General features: G+C 68.7%; 14 protein-coding genes. 8 read left to right on the top strand and 6 right to left on the bottom strand.

Annotation, left to right across the window (positions count from 1 at the left end; genetic code table 11):
* Nucleotides 1–3 precede the first annotated feature (3 nt).
* Complete coding sequence (locus C8D03_RS13700) at nucleotides 4–582, bottom strand: tyrosine phosphatase family protein (RefSeq protein WP_108046841.1); 579 nt, start codon at nucleotides 580–582, stop codon at nucleotides 4–6.
* 166 nt (nucleotides 583–748) lie between these two features.
* Entirely contained in the window at nucleotides 749–1963 is a 1215-nt protein-coding gene (locus C8D03_RS13695; protein WP_108046839.1) for an amidohydrolase, read from the bottom strand.
* A 286-nt stretch (nucleotides 1964–2249) separates the two neighbouring features.
* Between C8D03_RS13695 and C8D03_RS13690 the strand changes: the two genes are divergently transcribed.
* Nucleotides 2250–3542 (top strand): adenylosuccinate synthase, encoded by a 1293-nt coding sequence (locus C8D03_RS13690; RefSeq protein WP_108046837.1) that lies wholly within the window; start codon nucleotides 2250–2252, stop codon nucleotides 3540–3542.
* A gap of 123 nt (nucleotides 3543–3665) precedes the next feature.
* On the top strand, nucleotides 3666–4898 hold the full coding sequence (locus C8D03_RS13685) for a histidine kinase (RefSeq protein ID WP_108046835.1): 1233 nt from the start codon (nucleotides 3666–3668) through the stop codon (nucleotides 4896–4898).
* A 35-nt stretch (nucleotides 4899–4933) separates the two neighbouring features.
* Here C8D03_RS13685 and C8D03_RS13680 read toward each other — a convergent pair whose 3' ends face one another.
* Nucleotides 4934–5899: a polyprenyl synthetase family protein gene (locus C8D03_RS13680; RefSeq protein ID WP_108046832.1), complete on the bottom strand. Its 966-nt coding sequence runs from the start codon at nucleotides 5897–5899 to the stop codon at nucleotides 4934–4936.
* 113 nt (nucleotides 5900–6012) lie between these two features.
* Between C8D03_RS13680 and mtgA the strand changes: the two genes are divergently transcribed.
* Both mtgA and rpmF read left to right on the top strand, forming a co-directional pair.
* The gene (gene mtgA, locus C8D03_RS13675) at nucleotides 6013–6714 is read left to right on the top strand and encodes a monofunctional biosynthetic peptidoglycan transglycosylase (RefSeq protein ID WP_248308459.1); all 702 of its coding nucleotides are present in this window, start codon (nucleotides 6013–6015) and stop codon (nucleotides 6712–6714) included.
* 216 nt (nucleotides 6715–6930) lie between these two features.
* The gene (rpmF, locus tag C8D03_RS13670; protein WP_043233137.1) at nucleotides 6931–7116 is read left to right on the top strand and encodes a 50S ribosomal protein L32; all 186 of its coding nucleotides are present in this window, start codon (nucleotides 6931–6933) and stop codon (nucleotides 7114–7116) included.
* Between the two features lie 139 nt (nucleotides 7117–7255).
* On the opposite strand, the gene C8D03_RS13665 is transcribed toward rpmF, so the two are convergent.
* Nucleotides 7256–7453, bottom strand: a complete 198-nt coding sequence (locus tag C8D03_RS13665; RefSeq protein WP_108046828.1) for a hypothetical protein — start codon at nucleotides 7451–7453, stop codon at nucleotides 7256–7258.
* 222 nt (nucleotides 7454–7675) lie between these two features.
* Between C8D03_RS13665 and C8D03_RS13660 the strand changes: the two genes are divergently transcribed.
* Nucleotides 7676–9325, top strand: a complete 1650-nt coding sequence (locus tag C8D03_RS13660) for a bifunctional diguanylate cyclase/phosphodiesterase (protein WP_181300963.1) — start codon at nucleotides 7676–7678, stop codon at nucleotides 9323–9325.
* Between the two features lie 16 nt (nucleotides 9326–9341).
* Here C8D03_RS13660 and phaR read toward each other — a convergent pair whose 3' ends face one another.
* Nucleotides 9342–9938, bottom strand: coding sequence for a polyhydroxyalkanoate synthesis repressor PhaR (gene phaR, locus C8D03_RS13655; protein ID WP_108046824.1), 597 nt, complete (start codon nucleotides 9936–9938; stop codon nucleotides 9342–9344).
* Nucleotides 9939–10253: 315 nt separating this feature from the next.
* Here phaR and C8D03_RS13650 point away from each other — a divergent pair, with 315 nt between their 5' ends.
* The 3 genes from C8D03_RS13650 to phbB all read left to right on the top strand — a co-directional run bounded on the left by C8D03_RS13650 (nucleotide 10254) and on the right by phbB (nucleotide 12516).
* Nucleotides 10254–11432 carry an acetyl-CoA C-acetyltransferase gene (locus C8D03_RS13650; protein WP_108046822.1) on the top strand — a complete coding sequence of 393 codons (1179 nt, stop codon included), beginning with the start codon at nucleotides 10254–10256 and terminating at the stop codon, nucleotides 11430–11432.
* Between the two features lie 7 nt (nucleotides 11433–11439).
* A complete protein-coding gene (locus tag C8D03_RS13645; protein WP_108046820.1) occupies nucleotides 11440–11655 on the top strand; it encodes a DUF1737 domain-containing protein in 216 nt (71 codons plus the stop codon).
* Between the two features lie 138 nt (nucleotides 11656–11793).
* Nucleotides 11794–12516 (top strand): acetoacetyl-CoA reductase, encoded by a 723-nt coding sequence (gene phbB / locus C8D03_RS13640; RefSeq protein WP_108046818.1) that lies wholly within the window; start codon nucleotides 11794–11796, stop codon nucleotides 12514–12516.
* Between the two features lie 3 nt (nucleotides 12517–12519).
* On the opposite strand, the gene C8D03_RS13635 is transcribed toward phbB, so the two are convergent.
* Nucleotides 12520–13761: an MFS transporter gene (locus C8D03_RS13635; RefSeq protein WP_108046816.1), complete on the bottom strand. Its 1242-nt coding sequence runs from the start codon at nucleotides 13759–13761 to the stop codon at nucleotides 12520–12522.
* Between the last annotated feature and the right edge of the window lie 37 nt (nucleotides 13762–13798).

The following is a 13798-nucleotide window of genomic DNA, read 5'->3' as shown; positions in this document are numbered from 1 at the left end:
GCCTCACACCGCCATCGCGAGTTCGCGCCCGCGCCCCAGCCGCGCCATCCAGTCGGTGAACTGCGGCTGCAGCGCGAGCTGCCGGCCGTAGTGGCGACGCAGCGCCTCGACCAGCCGCCCGCCGCGCCCGAGCTGCGCATCGGCGAAGCCGATCATCACCGAATTCGGCCAGGCCTGCGGGCGCACGCCGCGCAAGCGCTCGAACAACTCGTCCTCGTCCGCCACCGCATCGTTCTGCGCCATCAGGGTCAGCATCGCCGCCGTCGAGCGCGAGATGCCCATATGGCAGTGGACCAGGAGATGGCCCTCGACACGCTCGGCCAGCCCGTCGCGCAGGCTCTCGCCGAACTGCAAAATCTGTTCGACATGACGCGGCTCCGGATGGATCTTGCCCGCGGCTGGATCGATGATGTCGTGGAAACGCAGCGTCACGCGGTGATGCTCGCCATAGGTGCCGAAGGTGTCGATCTCCGGCAGGTCGGGGTCGAGCACCGAGAGCACATGGGTGACGCGGCGGATGCTGTGCGCCGGCAGCTCCTCGATGCCGCAGATCGTCAGGGTCGAGATCGAAAGCGATTGCATGAGCGTGACCGGCGGGGTTCGGGAACCAGCCGCTTACAGGGCAAGGGCGGGACGGCGCAACGGGCAGGAATGAGGGTCAGCCCTGCAGAACACTGCGCCGCTCCGTCGCCGGACCGCGTCATCCCGGGCTTGGCCTGGGATGACGGATGCGTTTGCGAATGAGGCGTTACGCCGCGACCGCCTGCGGCTGCATACCCAGCTCTTCGGAGACGACATTGACCCAGTAGCGGATGCCGTCCGGGATGATCGCGTCGTTGAAGTCGTAGAGCGGCGTGTGCAGCCCCTTGAACGAGCCGTCCGCCTCGACGCCGTTGCCGATCCGCATGAAGGCGCCGGGCTTGATCAGCATCATCTCGGCGAAATCCTCGCCGCCGGTGCCGGGCCGAAGCTTGGCATCGACATGGGCGGCGCCGACGGACGCCGACGCCGCGGCGACCGCGACCTCGACCTGCTCGGCCTTGTTGATCAGCGGGCTGGTGCCGCGATGGTAATGCGCTTCCGCCTTGCAGCCCCAGGCCAGGGCGGTCGCGGCCGCCAGCTCGGCGATGCGGCGTTCGATGGTGTCGCGGATTTCGGCCGAATAGGTCCGCGCCGTGCCGCCGAGCACCAGCTCGGAGGGGATCACGTTGGAGGCCTCGGTCGAGCCGCCATGGATGTAGCCGACGCTGATCACCGCCGTGTCGAGCGGCGGCACGTTGCGCCCGACGATGCCCTGCAGGCCGAGCACGAACTGCGCCTGCGCATAGGTGATGTCGGTCGAGAGATGCGGCTGCGAGCCGCCATGGCCGCCGACGCCGCGGAAGGTGACCTCCCAGCTATCGGCCGAGGCCAAAAATGGCCCGACCGTGGTGCCGAAATGCGACGCGGCCAGGCCCGGCGTGTTGTGCAGGCCATAGATCGCATCGCAGGGGAAGCGCTCGAACAGACCGTCGGCCAGCATGGCGTTGGCGCCGCCGCGCCCCTCCTCCGCCGGCTGGAAGATCATGATCGCCGTGCCGGCGAAATCGGGATGCTCGGCGAGGTAGCGTGCGGCGCCGAGCAGCATGGTGGTGTGGCCGTCATGGCCGCAGGCGTGCATCTTGCCCGGGTGCTGCGAGGCGTGGGGCAGCCCCGTCATCTCCTCCAGCGCCAGGCAGTCCATGTCGGCGCGCAGGCCGATCGCCCGTTGGCCCGGACGCTTGCCGCGGATCACGCCGACGACGCCGGTCCCGCCGACATTCTCGGTGACCTCGACGCCCCATTCGCGCAGGTTCTGCGCGACGAGCGCCGCCGTGCGGTGTTCTTCGAGCCCGAGTTCGGGATGGGCATGGATGTCGCGACGGATCGCGGTGAACGCGGCATGGTGGCGTTCGAGCCAGGTGTCGAAGTCCGTCGTCGTCATCGTCTGTCCCCTTCGCGCGCACCGCGCACATCCGTGATTCGGGCTGCGGGCCCGGCCGCGCGAGGCAAGCATGAAGCCTGCCAGCGAGGCGCCTTCATGGCCGCCGCCGCCTCTTCTACACGCTGGCGCGCCCGGCTTCCATGCGCGCAAAGCTTGACCTTCGCGCGCTCTTGGCTCATGAGGACCTGCAAGAACCTGCCTCGGAACCCCGGTCTTGCGCCGGGGTTTTTCATGTGCGGCGCTTGCCCGAAACGACACGAGCAAGACAAGCAGGAACACCTGAACCATGGCAAATGTGGTGGTGGTCGGCGCCCAGTGGGGCGACGAGGGCAAGGGCAAGATCGTCGACTGGCTGTCGAGCCAGGCGGACGTCGTCGTCCGTTTCCAGGGCGGGCATAATGCCGGCCATACGCTCGTCATCGACGGCAACGTTTACAAGCTCTCGCTTTTGCCCTCAGGCATCGTGCGCGGCGGCAAGCTCTCGGTCATCGGCAACGGCGTCGTCGTCGACCCCTGGCACCTCGTCGAGGAGATCGCCCGGCTGCGGGCGCAGGGCGTCGCGATCAGCCCCGAGAACCTGCGCGTCGCCGACAATGCGACGCTGATCCTGCCCCTGCATCGCGAACTCGACCACTTCCGCGAGACCTCCAATGCCGGCCTGAAGATCGGCACGACCAAGCGCGGCATCGGCCCGGCCTATGAGGACAAGGTCGGCCGCCGCGCCATCCGCGTCATCGACCTGAAGGATCCCGCGATCCTCGAAGCCAAGATCGAGCGGCTGCTGGCGCATCACAACGCCTTGCGCCGCGGCCTCGGCATCTCCGAAGTGAACGGTGGCGAGCTTCTCGGCCAGCTCAAGGAGATCGCGCCGCAGGTCCTGCCCTATGCCGACACGGTCTGGGCGCTGCTCGACGCCGAGCGTCGCGCCGGCAAGCGCATCCTGTTCGAGGGCGCGCAGGGCGCGCTGCTGGACGTCGACCACGGCACCTACCCCTATGTGACCTCGTCCAACATCGTCGCCGGCCAGGCCGCGACGGGCTCCGGCCTCGGCCCCTCGGCCGTTGGCTATGTGCTCGGCATCGCCAAGGCCTATACGACCCGCGTCGGAGAAGGCCCCTTCCCGACCGAACTGTTCGACGAGATCGGCGAATTGATCGGCCAGAAGGGCAAGGAGTTCGGCGTCGTCACCGGGCGCAAGCGCCGCTGCGGCTGGTTTGACGCCTGCCTCGTGCGCCAGACCGTCAAGACCTCGGGCATCGACGGCATCGCCCTGACCAAGCTCGACATCCTCGACGGCTTCGAGGAGATCAAGGTCTGCACGGGATACAGGCTCGATGGCGAGATCCTCGAGCATCTGCCGGCCGGTCAGAGCGACCAGGCCCGGGTCGAGCCGGTCTACGAGACAATCGAAGGCTGGGAAGGCTCGACCGCGGGCGCCCGCTCCTGGGCGGATCTCCCCGCGCAGGCGATCAAATATGTCCGCCGCATCGAGGAACTGATCGGCGCGACCGTGGCGGTGCTCTCCACCAGCCCCGAGCGCGACGACACGATTCTCGTCCATAATCCGTTCGAAAGCTGAGCTGCCGTCGAAGGTTGACCCGCCTTCGAACGTCAGCCTGCCCTTCGAAAGTTGCCCGGCCTTTGAAACACGTCTGGCCCGTCAAGGGTTGACGCAGGCATTCAACAGCGACAAGTGAGGCCAATGGCCGACTTCTATCCCATCCTGGCACGAGCGGTCGCCGGGCTGCCCGACACATCGCCAGCGGCGCGCAACGCCATCTACGACCGTGCCCGGACCGCCCTCGTGACGCAGCTTCGCAGTCTCGACCCGCCACTCGGCGAGGCCGAGATCATGCGCGAGCGTCTTGCGCTCGACGAAGCCGTGGCCCGGATCGAGGCGGATTACGACGACGCCCCCCACCAGCCGGAGATGGAGCCGCTCCTGCGCCCGCTGGAGCCGGAAACGGAGGCGGCCGCCGCAGGCGAGCCTGTGCAGGCCCAGCCCCGTGCCCCGGCCGCTCCGCAGGCTCAGGGCGATGCGCCGCCCGATGACGGGCGCTTAGACGAAGCGCTGCCCGAGCCTGCCGAGCCGCAGGCGATGCGCCCGCGAGTCGCGCCACCTCGCGAGAAGCGGGTCAGGCCCGGACATCTGCGCACGGCGGTCGTCGCGACAGGCGTCGCGGTCGCCGTCGCGGCCATCGCCGTCGCGGCCTACTACGTCAACAAGGTCAAGCCGCCGGAGACGGCGACGCGTCCGCGCGTCGAGACCCCGGCCCAGCCGGCCCAGGCCGACAATGCCGGCAAGATCAACGACCGCGTCGGCGAGGCCACCGCTCCCGCCGGAGGCACACGCCCGGGCAACGCGGCGTCGACGGCTCCCTCGCAGGAGATCGCGGTCGCGCAACGCGCCATCCTCTACACCGAGATCCCCGACAGCCCGCAGGCGCCGCGGGCCGTGAACGGCCGCGTCTTCTGGCGGCTCGACAGCGAAAGCGTCGGTCAGGGCCGCCCGGTCGAGACGATCGTGCGCGCCACCGTCGAGATCACGGAGATCGGGCTCGCGCTCGACTTCACGATCCGGCGCAACACCGACACCGCCTTCCCGGCCTCGCACATCATCGGCATGCGCTTCACCTCGACCGGCGACCCGGCGACGGAGTCGGTGCGCGAGGTCGGCGTGCCGCAGTTCAAGACCGAGGAGGGCGAGCGCGGCGCGCCGCTCTCGGCGATCAATTCGGCGCTGGGCGAGAACCTCTTCGTCGCAGCCCTCTCGAACGTGCCGGTCGAGGTCGAGCGCAATCTCGACCTGATCCTGAACCGGAGCTGGATCGACGTGCCCGTCCGCTTCGCCTCGGGCCGCCGCGGCATCATCACCTTCGAGAAGGGCGTGCCCGGCAGCCAGACGCTGGCGGATGCCTTCGGACGATGGCGCTGAGGCCGAGTACGAACCTCGGAACCACGCCCCTCAGCTCAGCTCCTCCGCTCGGCCGCAAACCGCGCCGCCGCGCGCAATACGTCGGCCTCGGCGCCGAACCCCTCCAGCGCCGCGACAGCCTCGGAACTGAGACGATCCCGCTCGCGCTTGGCCTCCGAGAGCCCCAGCGCCTGCACCAGCGTCGCCTTGCCCCTGTCCTGATCCTTGGCGGTGGCCTTGCCGAGCTGCTCCGGGCTCGCCTCGACGTCGAGAATGTCGTCGGCGACCTGGAAGGCGGCGCCGAGCGCCCGCCCGTAAGCCGCCAGCGCCCCACGCTGGGCGACCGAGGCTCCGCCGAGCAGCGCGCCGATCTCGACACTCGCCGCCAGCAGCGCGCCGGTCTTCATCGCTTGCAGACGGCGAATCTCGGCATCGGAAAGCGTTGCGGCAGCACCATCGTCGAAGCGTCCCTCCGCCGCGAGGTCGAGCATCTGGCCGCCGGCCATGCCGCCGAGCCCCGAGGCGCGGGCGAGCGCCAGCACCATGGCGGCGCGGACCTCGCCGGTGGGATGGGTCGCAGGGTCGGCCAGGACCTCGAAGGCAAGCGTCAGCAGCGTGTCGCCGGCCAGCATCGCGGTCGCCTCGTCATAGGCCCTGTGCACGGTCGGTCGGCCCCGGCGGGTGTCGTCGTCGTCCATCGCCGGCAGGTCGTCATGCACCAGCGAATAGCAATGGACGAGTTCGACCGCGGCGCCCGCTCGCAGCGCCTGACCGGCCGCTATGCCGAACAGCCGGGCCGTCTCGACGGTCAGGAAGGGCCGAAGCCTCTTGCCGCCGCCGAGCGCGCCATGGCGCATGGCGGCGAGCAGCCGGGCCGGACGGACGATCTCGCCCTCGCGCACCTCGCCGACGAGCAGCCCATCCAGCAGGGTCTCGATCTCGGTGGCGGTTTGCGCCAGCCGCGAAGCGAGGTCATCATCGCCATGGCGGGCATCACCATCGCAAGACGGGGCGGAACTCATGCGGGGGCCTCGCGTTCGCTGACCGGCGGCCGATTCCGGAGAGGAACAGGGCCGGAGCGGCCGGGACTTGCCGGAGCAGGACCGAACCGTCAAGCCTTGGGGGGATGACAGCAATGGCGACAGAGCGGGCGACCACGCGGCGGGGCCTGTTGGCCCGCGCCCTGCGCTGGATCGTGCTTGCTGCGCTGGCGCTGCTCGCGGCGCTGATTCTCGGCCTCGTCCTCTACCGTATCGTGCCCGTGCCCTCGACGCTGATGCTCGGCCGCTGGCTGACGCTCCAGCCCGTCGAGCGCCAATGGGTGCCGCTCACCGCGATCTCGCCGGCCCTTGCGCGGGCTGTGATCGCCGCCGAGGACCAGCGCTTCTGCAGCCATCGCGGCGTCGATTGGATCGAGCTCAATGCGGTGCTGGAGGACGAGGACGGCCCCTCGCGCGGCGCCTCGACCCTGACCATGCAGACCGCCAAGAACGTCTTCCTCTGGCCCGGACGCTCTTATGCTCGCAAGGCGCTGGAGATTCCGCTCGCGATGGCGATCGACCTCGCCTGGCCGAAGCAGCGGATCATGGAGGTCTATCTCAACGTCGCCGAATGGGGCGACGGCCTGTTCGGCGCGGAAGCCGCGGCCCAGCGCTATTTCGGCAAGCCGGCCTCGCGCCTGACCGCCGCCGAGGCAGCGCGGCTCGCCGGCGCGTTGCCCAACCCGATCCTCCGCAACCCGGCGAGGCCGAGCCGGGGCCTGCAGGCCGCCGCAGGCCGGGTCCAGCGCCGCGTCGGGCAGTTGGGGTCGCTGGGCGATTGCGCCGTGCCGGGCTAGCCTATTCGACCGGATGATGCGTCGAACGCGATTCAGCAGTGAATCACCTCAGAGCGTTGCTCCTGCGAAAAACCGGCTCCCACTTTTTCGCGCAATGCTCTAGCCATCCATCGCCGCAGCGTGTATGGGCAACGCCTCACGAGATTGATCCGTCGTCGTGGCGGTGGCGTGGCCTTGATGGCAGCGCTTCCGAGCGGCGGCACGATGGAGAGTATCATGGCCGTTCCGAAGAGAAAAACGTCGCCGTCGAAGCGTGGCATGCGCCGCTCGGCCGACGCGCTGAAGCAGCCCACCTATATCGAAGACAAGAACTCCGGCGAACTGCGCCGCCCGCACCATGTCGACCTGAAGTCGGGCATGTATCGCGGTCGCCAGGTGCTGAAGGCCAAGACCGAAGCGTGATTCGCCCCGGGTCCTGAGGGGGCCCTTGCGTCGGACGCGAATGAAACAAGCCGGCCGCGAGGCCGGCTTTTTCTTTGAGCTGAACGTCGTGTTGCGCGAAACCCAGCACCGGCCTGACCCGGGACGGTTCTCCGCACGCTCAGGCGCGCATCAACCCGCCGATGCGCACCCGCGTCGCGGCGGCGCGATAGAGCCTCGCCGCCGCCTGCGGCGTCTCGCGTTCGCGGCGGGCGAAGGGGCCGATCTCGGCCTGGCTCGCCGCCAGTTGCAGCAGCAGGATTGCAGAACCCGCCGCCGCGCGCTCGCCGACCTGCTCCCGAGATGCCGAATCCGACATGTGCCACTCCGAGACGCGAGACTCAGCGTCGGAAGGCAAAGTTGCAATCGGCCGGCCAGACTTAACGGTGCATTAAGCGTGCTCATTGCATCGTTTCGGAACATTTTCCATCCGTCCCGACCGGACGGTCCGGCACGGTTCCCGCCGCCGGGCGTCCTGTTCCATCGAGGCCGCCTCGCGATGCCCGTGCCGTCGATCTTCAATTCTCGTGACGACGGCCGCGTGGATCCGCGCAACCTGCTCTCCTCGATCGGCGAGGTCGTCTACAGCTGGGACATCCAGAGCGATGCCCTCACCTGGGGCCCGAATGCCGGCGACGTGCTGGGGCCGATTCCCCAGGGTGCGCTCGCCCGCGGGCTCGGCTTTGCCGGGCTGGTCGAGCCGGGCAGCGGCCGCAGCCGCTACGATGCCGTGTTCTCCTCAAGCGGCCACGACCAGGGCGAGGGCGTGATCTATCGCACGCGCTACGCCGCCGATCTCGCCGGCCGCCGGATGTGGGTCGAGGATGCCGGCCGCTGGTTCGCCGGCACCGATGGGCGCCCGGCCTGCGCGCGCGGCATGCTCAGGCTGGAGCGCCCGGTGCGACCGGACGAACTCGTCGCGCAGACCGGGGAACTGGGCGATCGGTCCGCCCTGCTCGAACGCATCGCCTCCGCGCTCTCCGAGCATCTCCCGGCCGAGCGCCCCATCGTCGTGCTGGTCGCGGCGATCGACGAACTCGCCAGGCTGAACGATGATTTCGGCCACGAGGCGACCGACGAGATCATCGGCGTGGTGCAGGACAGGCTGCGCTCGGTGACCCGCCGGCGCGACCATCTCGTGCGTTACTCCGGCAACCGCTTCGCCATCCTGCTGACCGGCTGCCCGCATAGCCAGGTCGAGGCCGCGGCACGCCGCTTCAGCAAGGCGGTGGCACAGGCCGCGATCGAGACCGCGCGCGGCATCGCCCTGGTGCGGCTGCGCGTCGGCGCCGCTGTCGCGCCCGATCTTTCGAGCCATGCCGGCACGCTGCTTTCAGCCGCCGAGAATGCGCTGTCCGGCGCCAAGGCCGGCTCCGCCGACGCCGCCGTGATCGCCCGCCGGCAGGAGAGCCGCGAGCCGCTCGACAGCCACACCGGCTTCGATGTCCGCGCTCTGGCCGCACTCAACGAGAGACGCATCGAGCTCGCGCTGCAGCCGATCGTCGCGGCCAAGTCGCGCGAGGTCCGCTTCCATGAGGCTCTGCTGCGGGTCGGGCTCGGCAAGGAAGGGGCTTTCTTCGCGACGGCTGAGCTGATTCCGATGCTCGAGCGGCGCGGTCTCGTGCGGCTCTTCGACCATCGCGTGCTCGAACTCGCGGTCGAGCTGCTGGCCAGCCAGCCCGCAATGACGCTCTCGATCAATGTCTCGCCACGCTCGCTCGCCGATCCGGAATGGCTGGACGCTTTCCTCGCCTGCACCAGCGCGGCGCGCGGCATCGCCGAGCGCCTGATCGTGGAGGTCACCGAGACTGCGACGATCGACAATCCCGCCCGGGTCGCCAAGCTGCTCGGGCAGATCAAGAGTCGCGGCGCGCGCATCGCGATCGACGATTTCGGCGCGGGCCACACCTCGCTGCGGCACCTGCGCGCCTTCCCGATCGACGTGCTGAAGATCGACGGCACCTTCACGCAGAACCTGCGTCGCTCGACCGACGACCGCTTCTATGTGCGCACCCTGATCGACCTCGCGCGCCATCTCGACGTCGAGACCGTCGCCGAATGGGTCGATGACGAACTCCAGGCGACGATGCTCGCCGATTGGGGCGTCACCTATCTCCAGGGGCACCTGCTGGGGAAGGCGGAGCTGTGGCCGGCGACGGGCGCGAAGGCCAGAGTCGTCGCCGCCGGCTAGAAGCTGGCCGCCGCCCTCACTTCGCCTTCGACAGCTTGTCCAGCCGGTCGCGCATCTCGCTCAGCTCGCGCTTGAGATCGCCGAGATCGTCGCCCTTGGCCGCGCCACCGGCCGCGTTCTCCTCCTGCGCCTTCGCGGCAGCCGCCGCGGCGAAGGGGTTGAACATCCGGAAGGCATCGGTGAACATCGTCATGTTGGCCCGCGTCTGCGCCTGGATCGCATCCAGTGCCCCGCCGCCGAAGGCGCTGCCCGCGAAGGTCTTCGCCATCTGCTCGCGGAACTGACCCTGGTCCTTGGTCAGGTTGTCCATCGAGAATTCGAGATAGCGCGGCACCAGGGCCTGCATGCTGTCGCCATAGAAGCGGATGAGCTGGCGCAGGAAGGCGATCGGCAGCAGGTTCTGCCCGTCCTTGGCCTCCTCGTCGAAGATGATCTGCGCCAGCACCGAGCGGGTGATGTCTTCACCCGACTTCGCGTCGTAGACAACGAAATCCTCGCCGCCGCGGACGAGGCCGGCCAGATCCTCCAGTGTCACATAGGAACTCGTGCCCGTGTGGTAGAGACGGCGATTGGCGTACTTCTTGATGACGGTCGGTTCTTTGTCGCTGGCCATCAGAATCCTGCATCACGTTGGCCCGTACCCTCCCGCGAAGATCGCGCGACGGCCGGGCTGACGGTCTTCCCGACAGCGATGGTAGCCGCTCGGCAGCCCGTCGCAAGTTTTTTGAGCGCGCAGCGCAAAAACGAGACTAAAGCATGACGGCGATTGCCCGTCTTTGCGGCAACTCAAATTTGCTCTCCTTGCCCCCGGCGACGCAGCCATCTCTTTCGGCTCACTTGACGGCGGGGCGACGGGCTTCGAAGGTGCCCCTCGAACAAGACGTCCGGCGCGGATCCGGCCGTCGCGGCAACAGCGAGGATTTCCCCCATGGCCGATACGGATATCGTGATCGTCAGCGCGGCGCGCACGGCGGTCGGCGCCTTCAACGGCGCCTTCGCCAACACCCCCGCCCATGAACTGGGCGCCGCCGCGATCAAGGAGGCGCTGGTCCGCGCCAAGGTCGAGGCCGGCGAGGTCGACGAGGTCATCATGGGCCAGATCCTGACCGCCGGTCACGGCCAGAACCCCGCCCGCCAGGCCGCGATGGCGGCCGGCATCCCCCAGGAGGCGACCGCCTGGGGCCTGAACCAGCTCTGCGGCTCCGGCCTGCGCACCGTCGCCATCGGTCTGCAGCAGATCGCCAATGGCGATGCCGACATCATCGTCGCCGGCGGCCAGGAATCGATGTCGATGTCGCAGCATGCTGCGCATCTGCGCAACGGCACCAAGATGGGTGACCTGAAGTTCATCGACACGATGATCAAGGATGGCCTCTGGGATGCCTTCCACGGCTACCACATGGGCACGACCGCTGAGAACGTCGCGACCAAATGGCAGATCAGCCGCGAGGAGCAGGACGCTTTCGCCGTCGGTTCGCAGAACAAGGCCGAGGCCGCCCAGAAGGCCGGGCGCTTCAAGGACGAGATCGTCCCCTTCACCGTCTCGACCCGCAAGGGCGACATCGTCGTCGACACTGACGAATATCCCCGCCATGGCGCGACGGTCGAGGCCATGGCCAAGCTGCGCCCGGCCTTCTCGAAGGACGGCACGGTGACGGCCGGCAACGCCTCGGGCATCAATGACGGCGCCGCGGCGCTGGTCGTGATGACCGCCAAGGAGGCCGCGAAGCGTGGCCTGACGCCGCTCGCCCGCATCGCCTCCTGGGCCACCGCCGGCGTCGACCCGGCGATCATGGGCTCGGGGCCCATTCCCGCGACGCGCAAGGCGCTGGAGAAGGCCGGCTGGAAGATTGCCGATCTCGACCTCGTCGAGGCCAACGAGGCCTTCGCCGCGCAGGCGCTGGCGGTCAACAAGGACCTCGGCTGGAACCCCGGCATCGTCAACGTCAATGGCGGCGCGATCGCGATCGGCCATCCGATCGGCGCGTCCGGCGCGCGCGTTCTGGTGACGCTGCTGCACGAAATGGGCAAGCGCGACGCCAAGAAGGGCCTCGCCACGCTCTGCATCGGCGGCGGCATGGGTGTCGCCATGGCGCTGGAGCGCTGAGACCGGCATGGCGCGTCAGACGACGCTCTACCGCTATTTGACCGGCCCCGATGACGCCTCCTTCTGCCATCGGGTCTCGGCGGCCCTGAGCCAGGGCTGGGTTTTGTACGGCCACCCGACCCTTGCCTTCGACGCGGCCGCGGGCCGCGTCATCTGCGGCCAGGCCATCATCAAGGACATCGACGGGCCCTACACGCCCGATCTGAAGCTGTCGGAACAATAGATTGCCACGCGGCCGTCCGGACGCGGCAACGGCGATCTATCACTTTGCAATCGCATCGGATTTCTCCGAAAAGTGCACTCCATTTTTCGGTCCGGTGCCAAAGCGCGGCGCTAACGCCGCCATGAGGAGGGACGAAACATGACGAAGGTGGCACTGGTCACGGGGGGAACGCGCGGCATCGGGGCGGCAATCAGCCGGGCCCTGCAGGAGGCCGGCCACAAGGTTGCGGCCAGCTATGCCGGCAATGACGAGGCCGCTGCCAAGTTCCAGGCCGAAACCGGCATTCCGGTGTTCAAATGGGATGTCGGCGATTACGACGCCTGCGCAGCCGGGATCGCCAAGGTCGAGGCCGAACTCGGGCCGATCGACATTCTCGTCAACAATGCCGGCATCACCCGCGACGGCTTCTTCCACAAGATGACCAAGGAGCATTGGTCGGACGTCATCCGCACCAATCTCGATTCGCTGTTCAACATGACGCGGCCGGTGATCGAGGGCATGCGCGCCCGCACCTTCGGCCGCATCATCGTGATCTCCTCGATCAACGGCCAGAAGGGCCAGATGGGCCAGGTCAACTACTCCGCCGCCAAGGCCGGCGACATCGGTTTCGTCAAGGCGCTGGCTCAGGAGAACGCCAACAAGGGTATCACGGTCAACGCGATCACGCCGGGTTATATCGGCACCGACATGGTCGCGGCCATGCCGGAAGAGGCGCTCAAGCGCGTCGTCGCCGGCATCCCGGTGGGACGCCTCGGCAAGCCTGAGGAGATCGCCGCGATGGTGGTTTTCCTCGCCTCTGAGCAGGGGGCGTTCGCAACGGGGGCAACCTTCGCGGTCAATGGCGGCCAGTACATGGCCTGATCGTCACGCGACTGCCGGCCGCGGGGTTCCGTCCTCCGCGGTCGCCTCCGGCTCCTGCGAGATCGGCGCCGTCATCGGGTCAATGATGTCGAAGGGGCGCTCGACCCGCTCCGCCGCCTGCCGCACCCGGATTCGCAGGCCGGCGATGGCCGCCAGCAGCAGCGTCATCAGCGCCATGAAATAGAGCAGGCCGTTGATGTCGAAGCGCGCCATGATGGCCGCGCCGAGAATCGGCCCCAGCGCCGAGCCGAAGCCGCTGACCAGGATCAGCCTGCCGGCGACGGCGACCACGCGGTCGGACGGCATCCGGTCGAAGGCATGCGCGACGCAGACCGGATAGAGCGTCGACATGAAGCCGCCGAGCAGGGCCGCGACCGGCAGGACCGCGGCCAACCGCGCCGGCAGCAGCACCAGCAGCACGGCGGCCGCGGCGAAACCGACCGCGAGCCCCGCCAGCACCAGCCGGCGATCGTTCCGGTCCGACAGGCGCCCGACCGGCACCTGCAGCGCCAGCCCGCCGAGCACCGCGACCAACATGAACAGCGCGATCGTCCCTTGCTGGATGCCGTTGCTCAGCATCCAGGCCGGAACCAGCGCATAGAATGCACTGCTGATGACGCCGCTGACGACGCAGCCGGCGACCGCCACCGGCGCATGCCGCGTCAGCTCGCCATAGCGCAGCGCGCCGGCGTCGGAGACGAGGCTCGGCGCCTCGGCGCGCGTCGTGCAGACCATCACCAGCGCCAGCGCGAAGAGCGCGCCGACGACATGGAACGCCGCGGCCGATTCGATGGCGAGCCTGGCGATGACGAGCTGCCCGACTGCCAGCGCCAGGAAGGTGCCGACCATATAGGTCGAGAAGACGCGGCCGCGCTGGCTGGGCTCGGCCTTGGCGTTGAGCCAGCTCTCGGTCGTGATGAACAGGCCGACGCAGCCGACGCCCATCGCCATGCGGCAGGCGATCCAGGCGGCGGGCGAGACGAAGAGCGGCATCAGCGCGACGCCGACGACGACGAGCCCGGCAAAGGCCGCATAGGCGCGGATATGGCCGATGCGCTGGATCACGTTGCCGCAGCCGACGGCCCCGATGGTGAAGCCGACGAAGTAGGCGCTGAGAACGATGCCCGTCGCCGTCGGTCCGAAATTCTCGGTGGTCAGTCGCAGCGACAGGAAGGTGTTGAAGAAGCCGTTGGCGAGCTGCACCAGGCTGGTTGCGGCGATGAGCGTCCCGATCTGGACCAGCACGGCGTGCCTCCTGCGCAAGCGGCCGCCGGGTGACGGC

The sequence above is a fragment of the Bosea sp. 124 genome (genome assembly GCF_003046175.1).
Lineage (GTDB): Bacteria > Pseudomonadota > Alphaproteobacteria > Rhizobiales > Beijerinckiaceae > Allobosea.
Note: the sequence above shows the minus strand (reverse complement) of the source record. Positions and strands in the feature narration are given on the sequence as shown.

What these genes read in the sequence shown, in the direction of transcription:
- C8D03_RS13700 (WP_108046841.1), bottom strand. Translation starts at nt 582, where the DNA reads ATGCAATCGCTTTCGATCTCGACCCTGACGATCTGCGGCATCGAGGAG.
- C8D03_RS13680 (WP_108046832.1), bottom strand. Translation starts at nt 5,899, where the DNA reads ATGAGTTCCGCCCCGTCTTGCGATGGTGATGCCCGCCATGGCGATGAT.
- C8D03_RS13695 (WP_108046839.1), bottom strand. Translation starts at nt 1,963, where the DNA reads ATGACGACGACGGACTTCGACACCTGGCTCGAACGCCACCATGCCGCG.
- mtgA (WP_248308459.1), top strand. Translation starts at nt 6,013, where the DNA reads ATGGCGACAGAGCGGGCGACCACGCGGCGGGGCCTGTTGGCCCGCGCC.
- C8D03_RS13665 (WP_108046828.1), bottom strand. Translation starts at nt 7,453, where the DNA reads ATGTCGGATTCGGCATCTCGGGAGCAGGTCGGCGAGCGCGCGGCGGCG.
- phbB (WP_108046818.1), top strand. Translation starts at nt 11,794, where the DNA reads ATGACGAAGGTGGCACTGGTCACGGGGGGAACGCGCGGCATCGGGGCG.
- rpmF (WP_043233137.1), top strand. Translation starts at nt 6,931, where the DNA reads ATGGCCGTTCCGAAGAGAAAAACGTCGCCGTCGAAGCGTGGCATGCGC.
- phaR (WP_108046824.1), bottom strand. Translation starts at nt 9,938, where the DNA reads ATGGCCAGCGACAAAGAACCGACCGTCATCAAGAAGTACGCCAATCGC.
- C8D03_RS13690 (WP_108046837.1), top strand. Translation starts at nt 2,250, where the DNA reads ATGGCAAATGTGGTGGTGGTCGGCGCCCAGTGGGGCGACGAGGGCAAG.
- C8D03_RS13645 (WP_108046820.1), top strand. Translation starts at nt 11,440, where the DNA reads ATGGCGCGTCAGACGACGCTCTACCGCTATTTGACCGGCCCCGATGAC.
- C8D03_RS13650 (WP_108046822.1), top strand. Translation starts at nt 10,254, where the DNA reads ATGGCCGATACGGATATCGTGATCGTCAGCGCGGCGCGCACGGCGGTC.
- C8D03_RS13685 (WP_108046835.1), top strand. Translation starts at nt 3,666, where the DNA reads ATGGCCGACTTCTATCCCATCCTGGCACGAGCGGTCGCCGGGCTGCCC.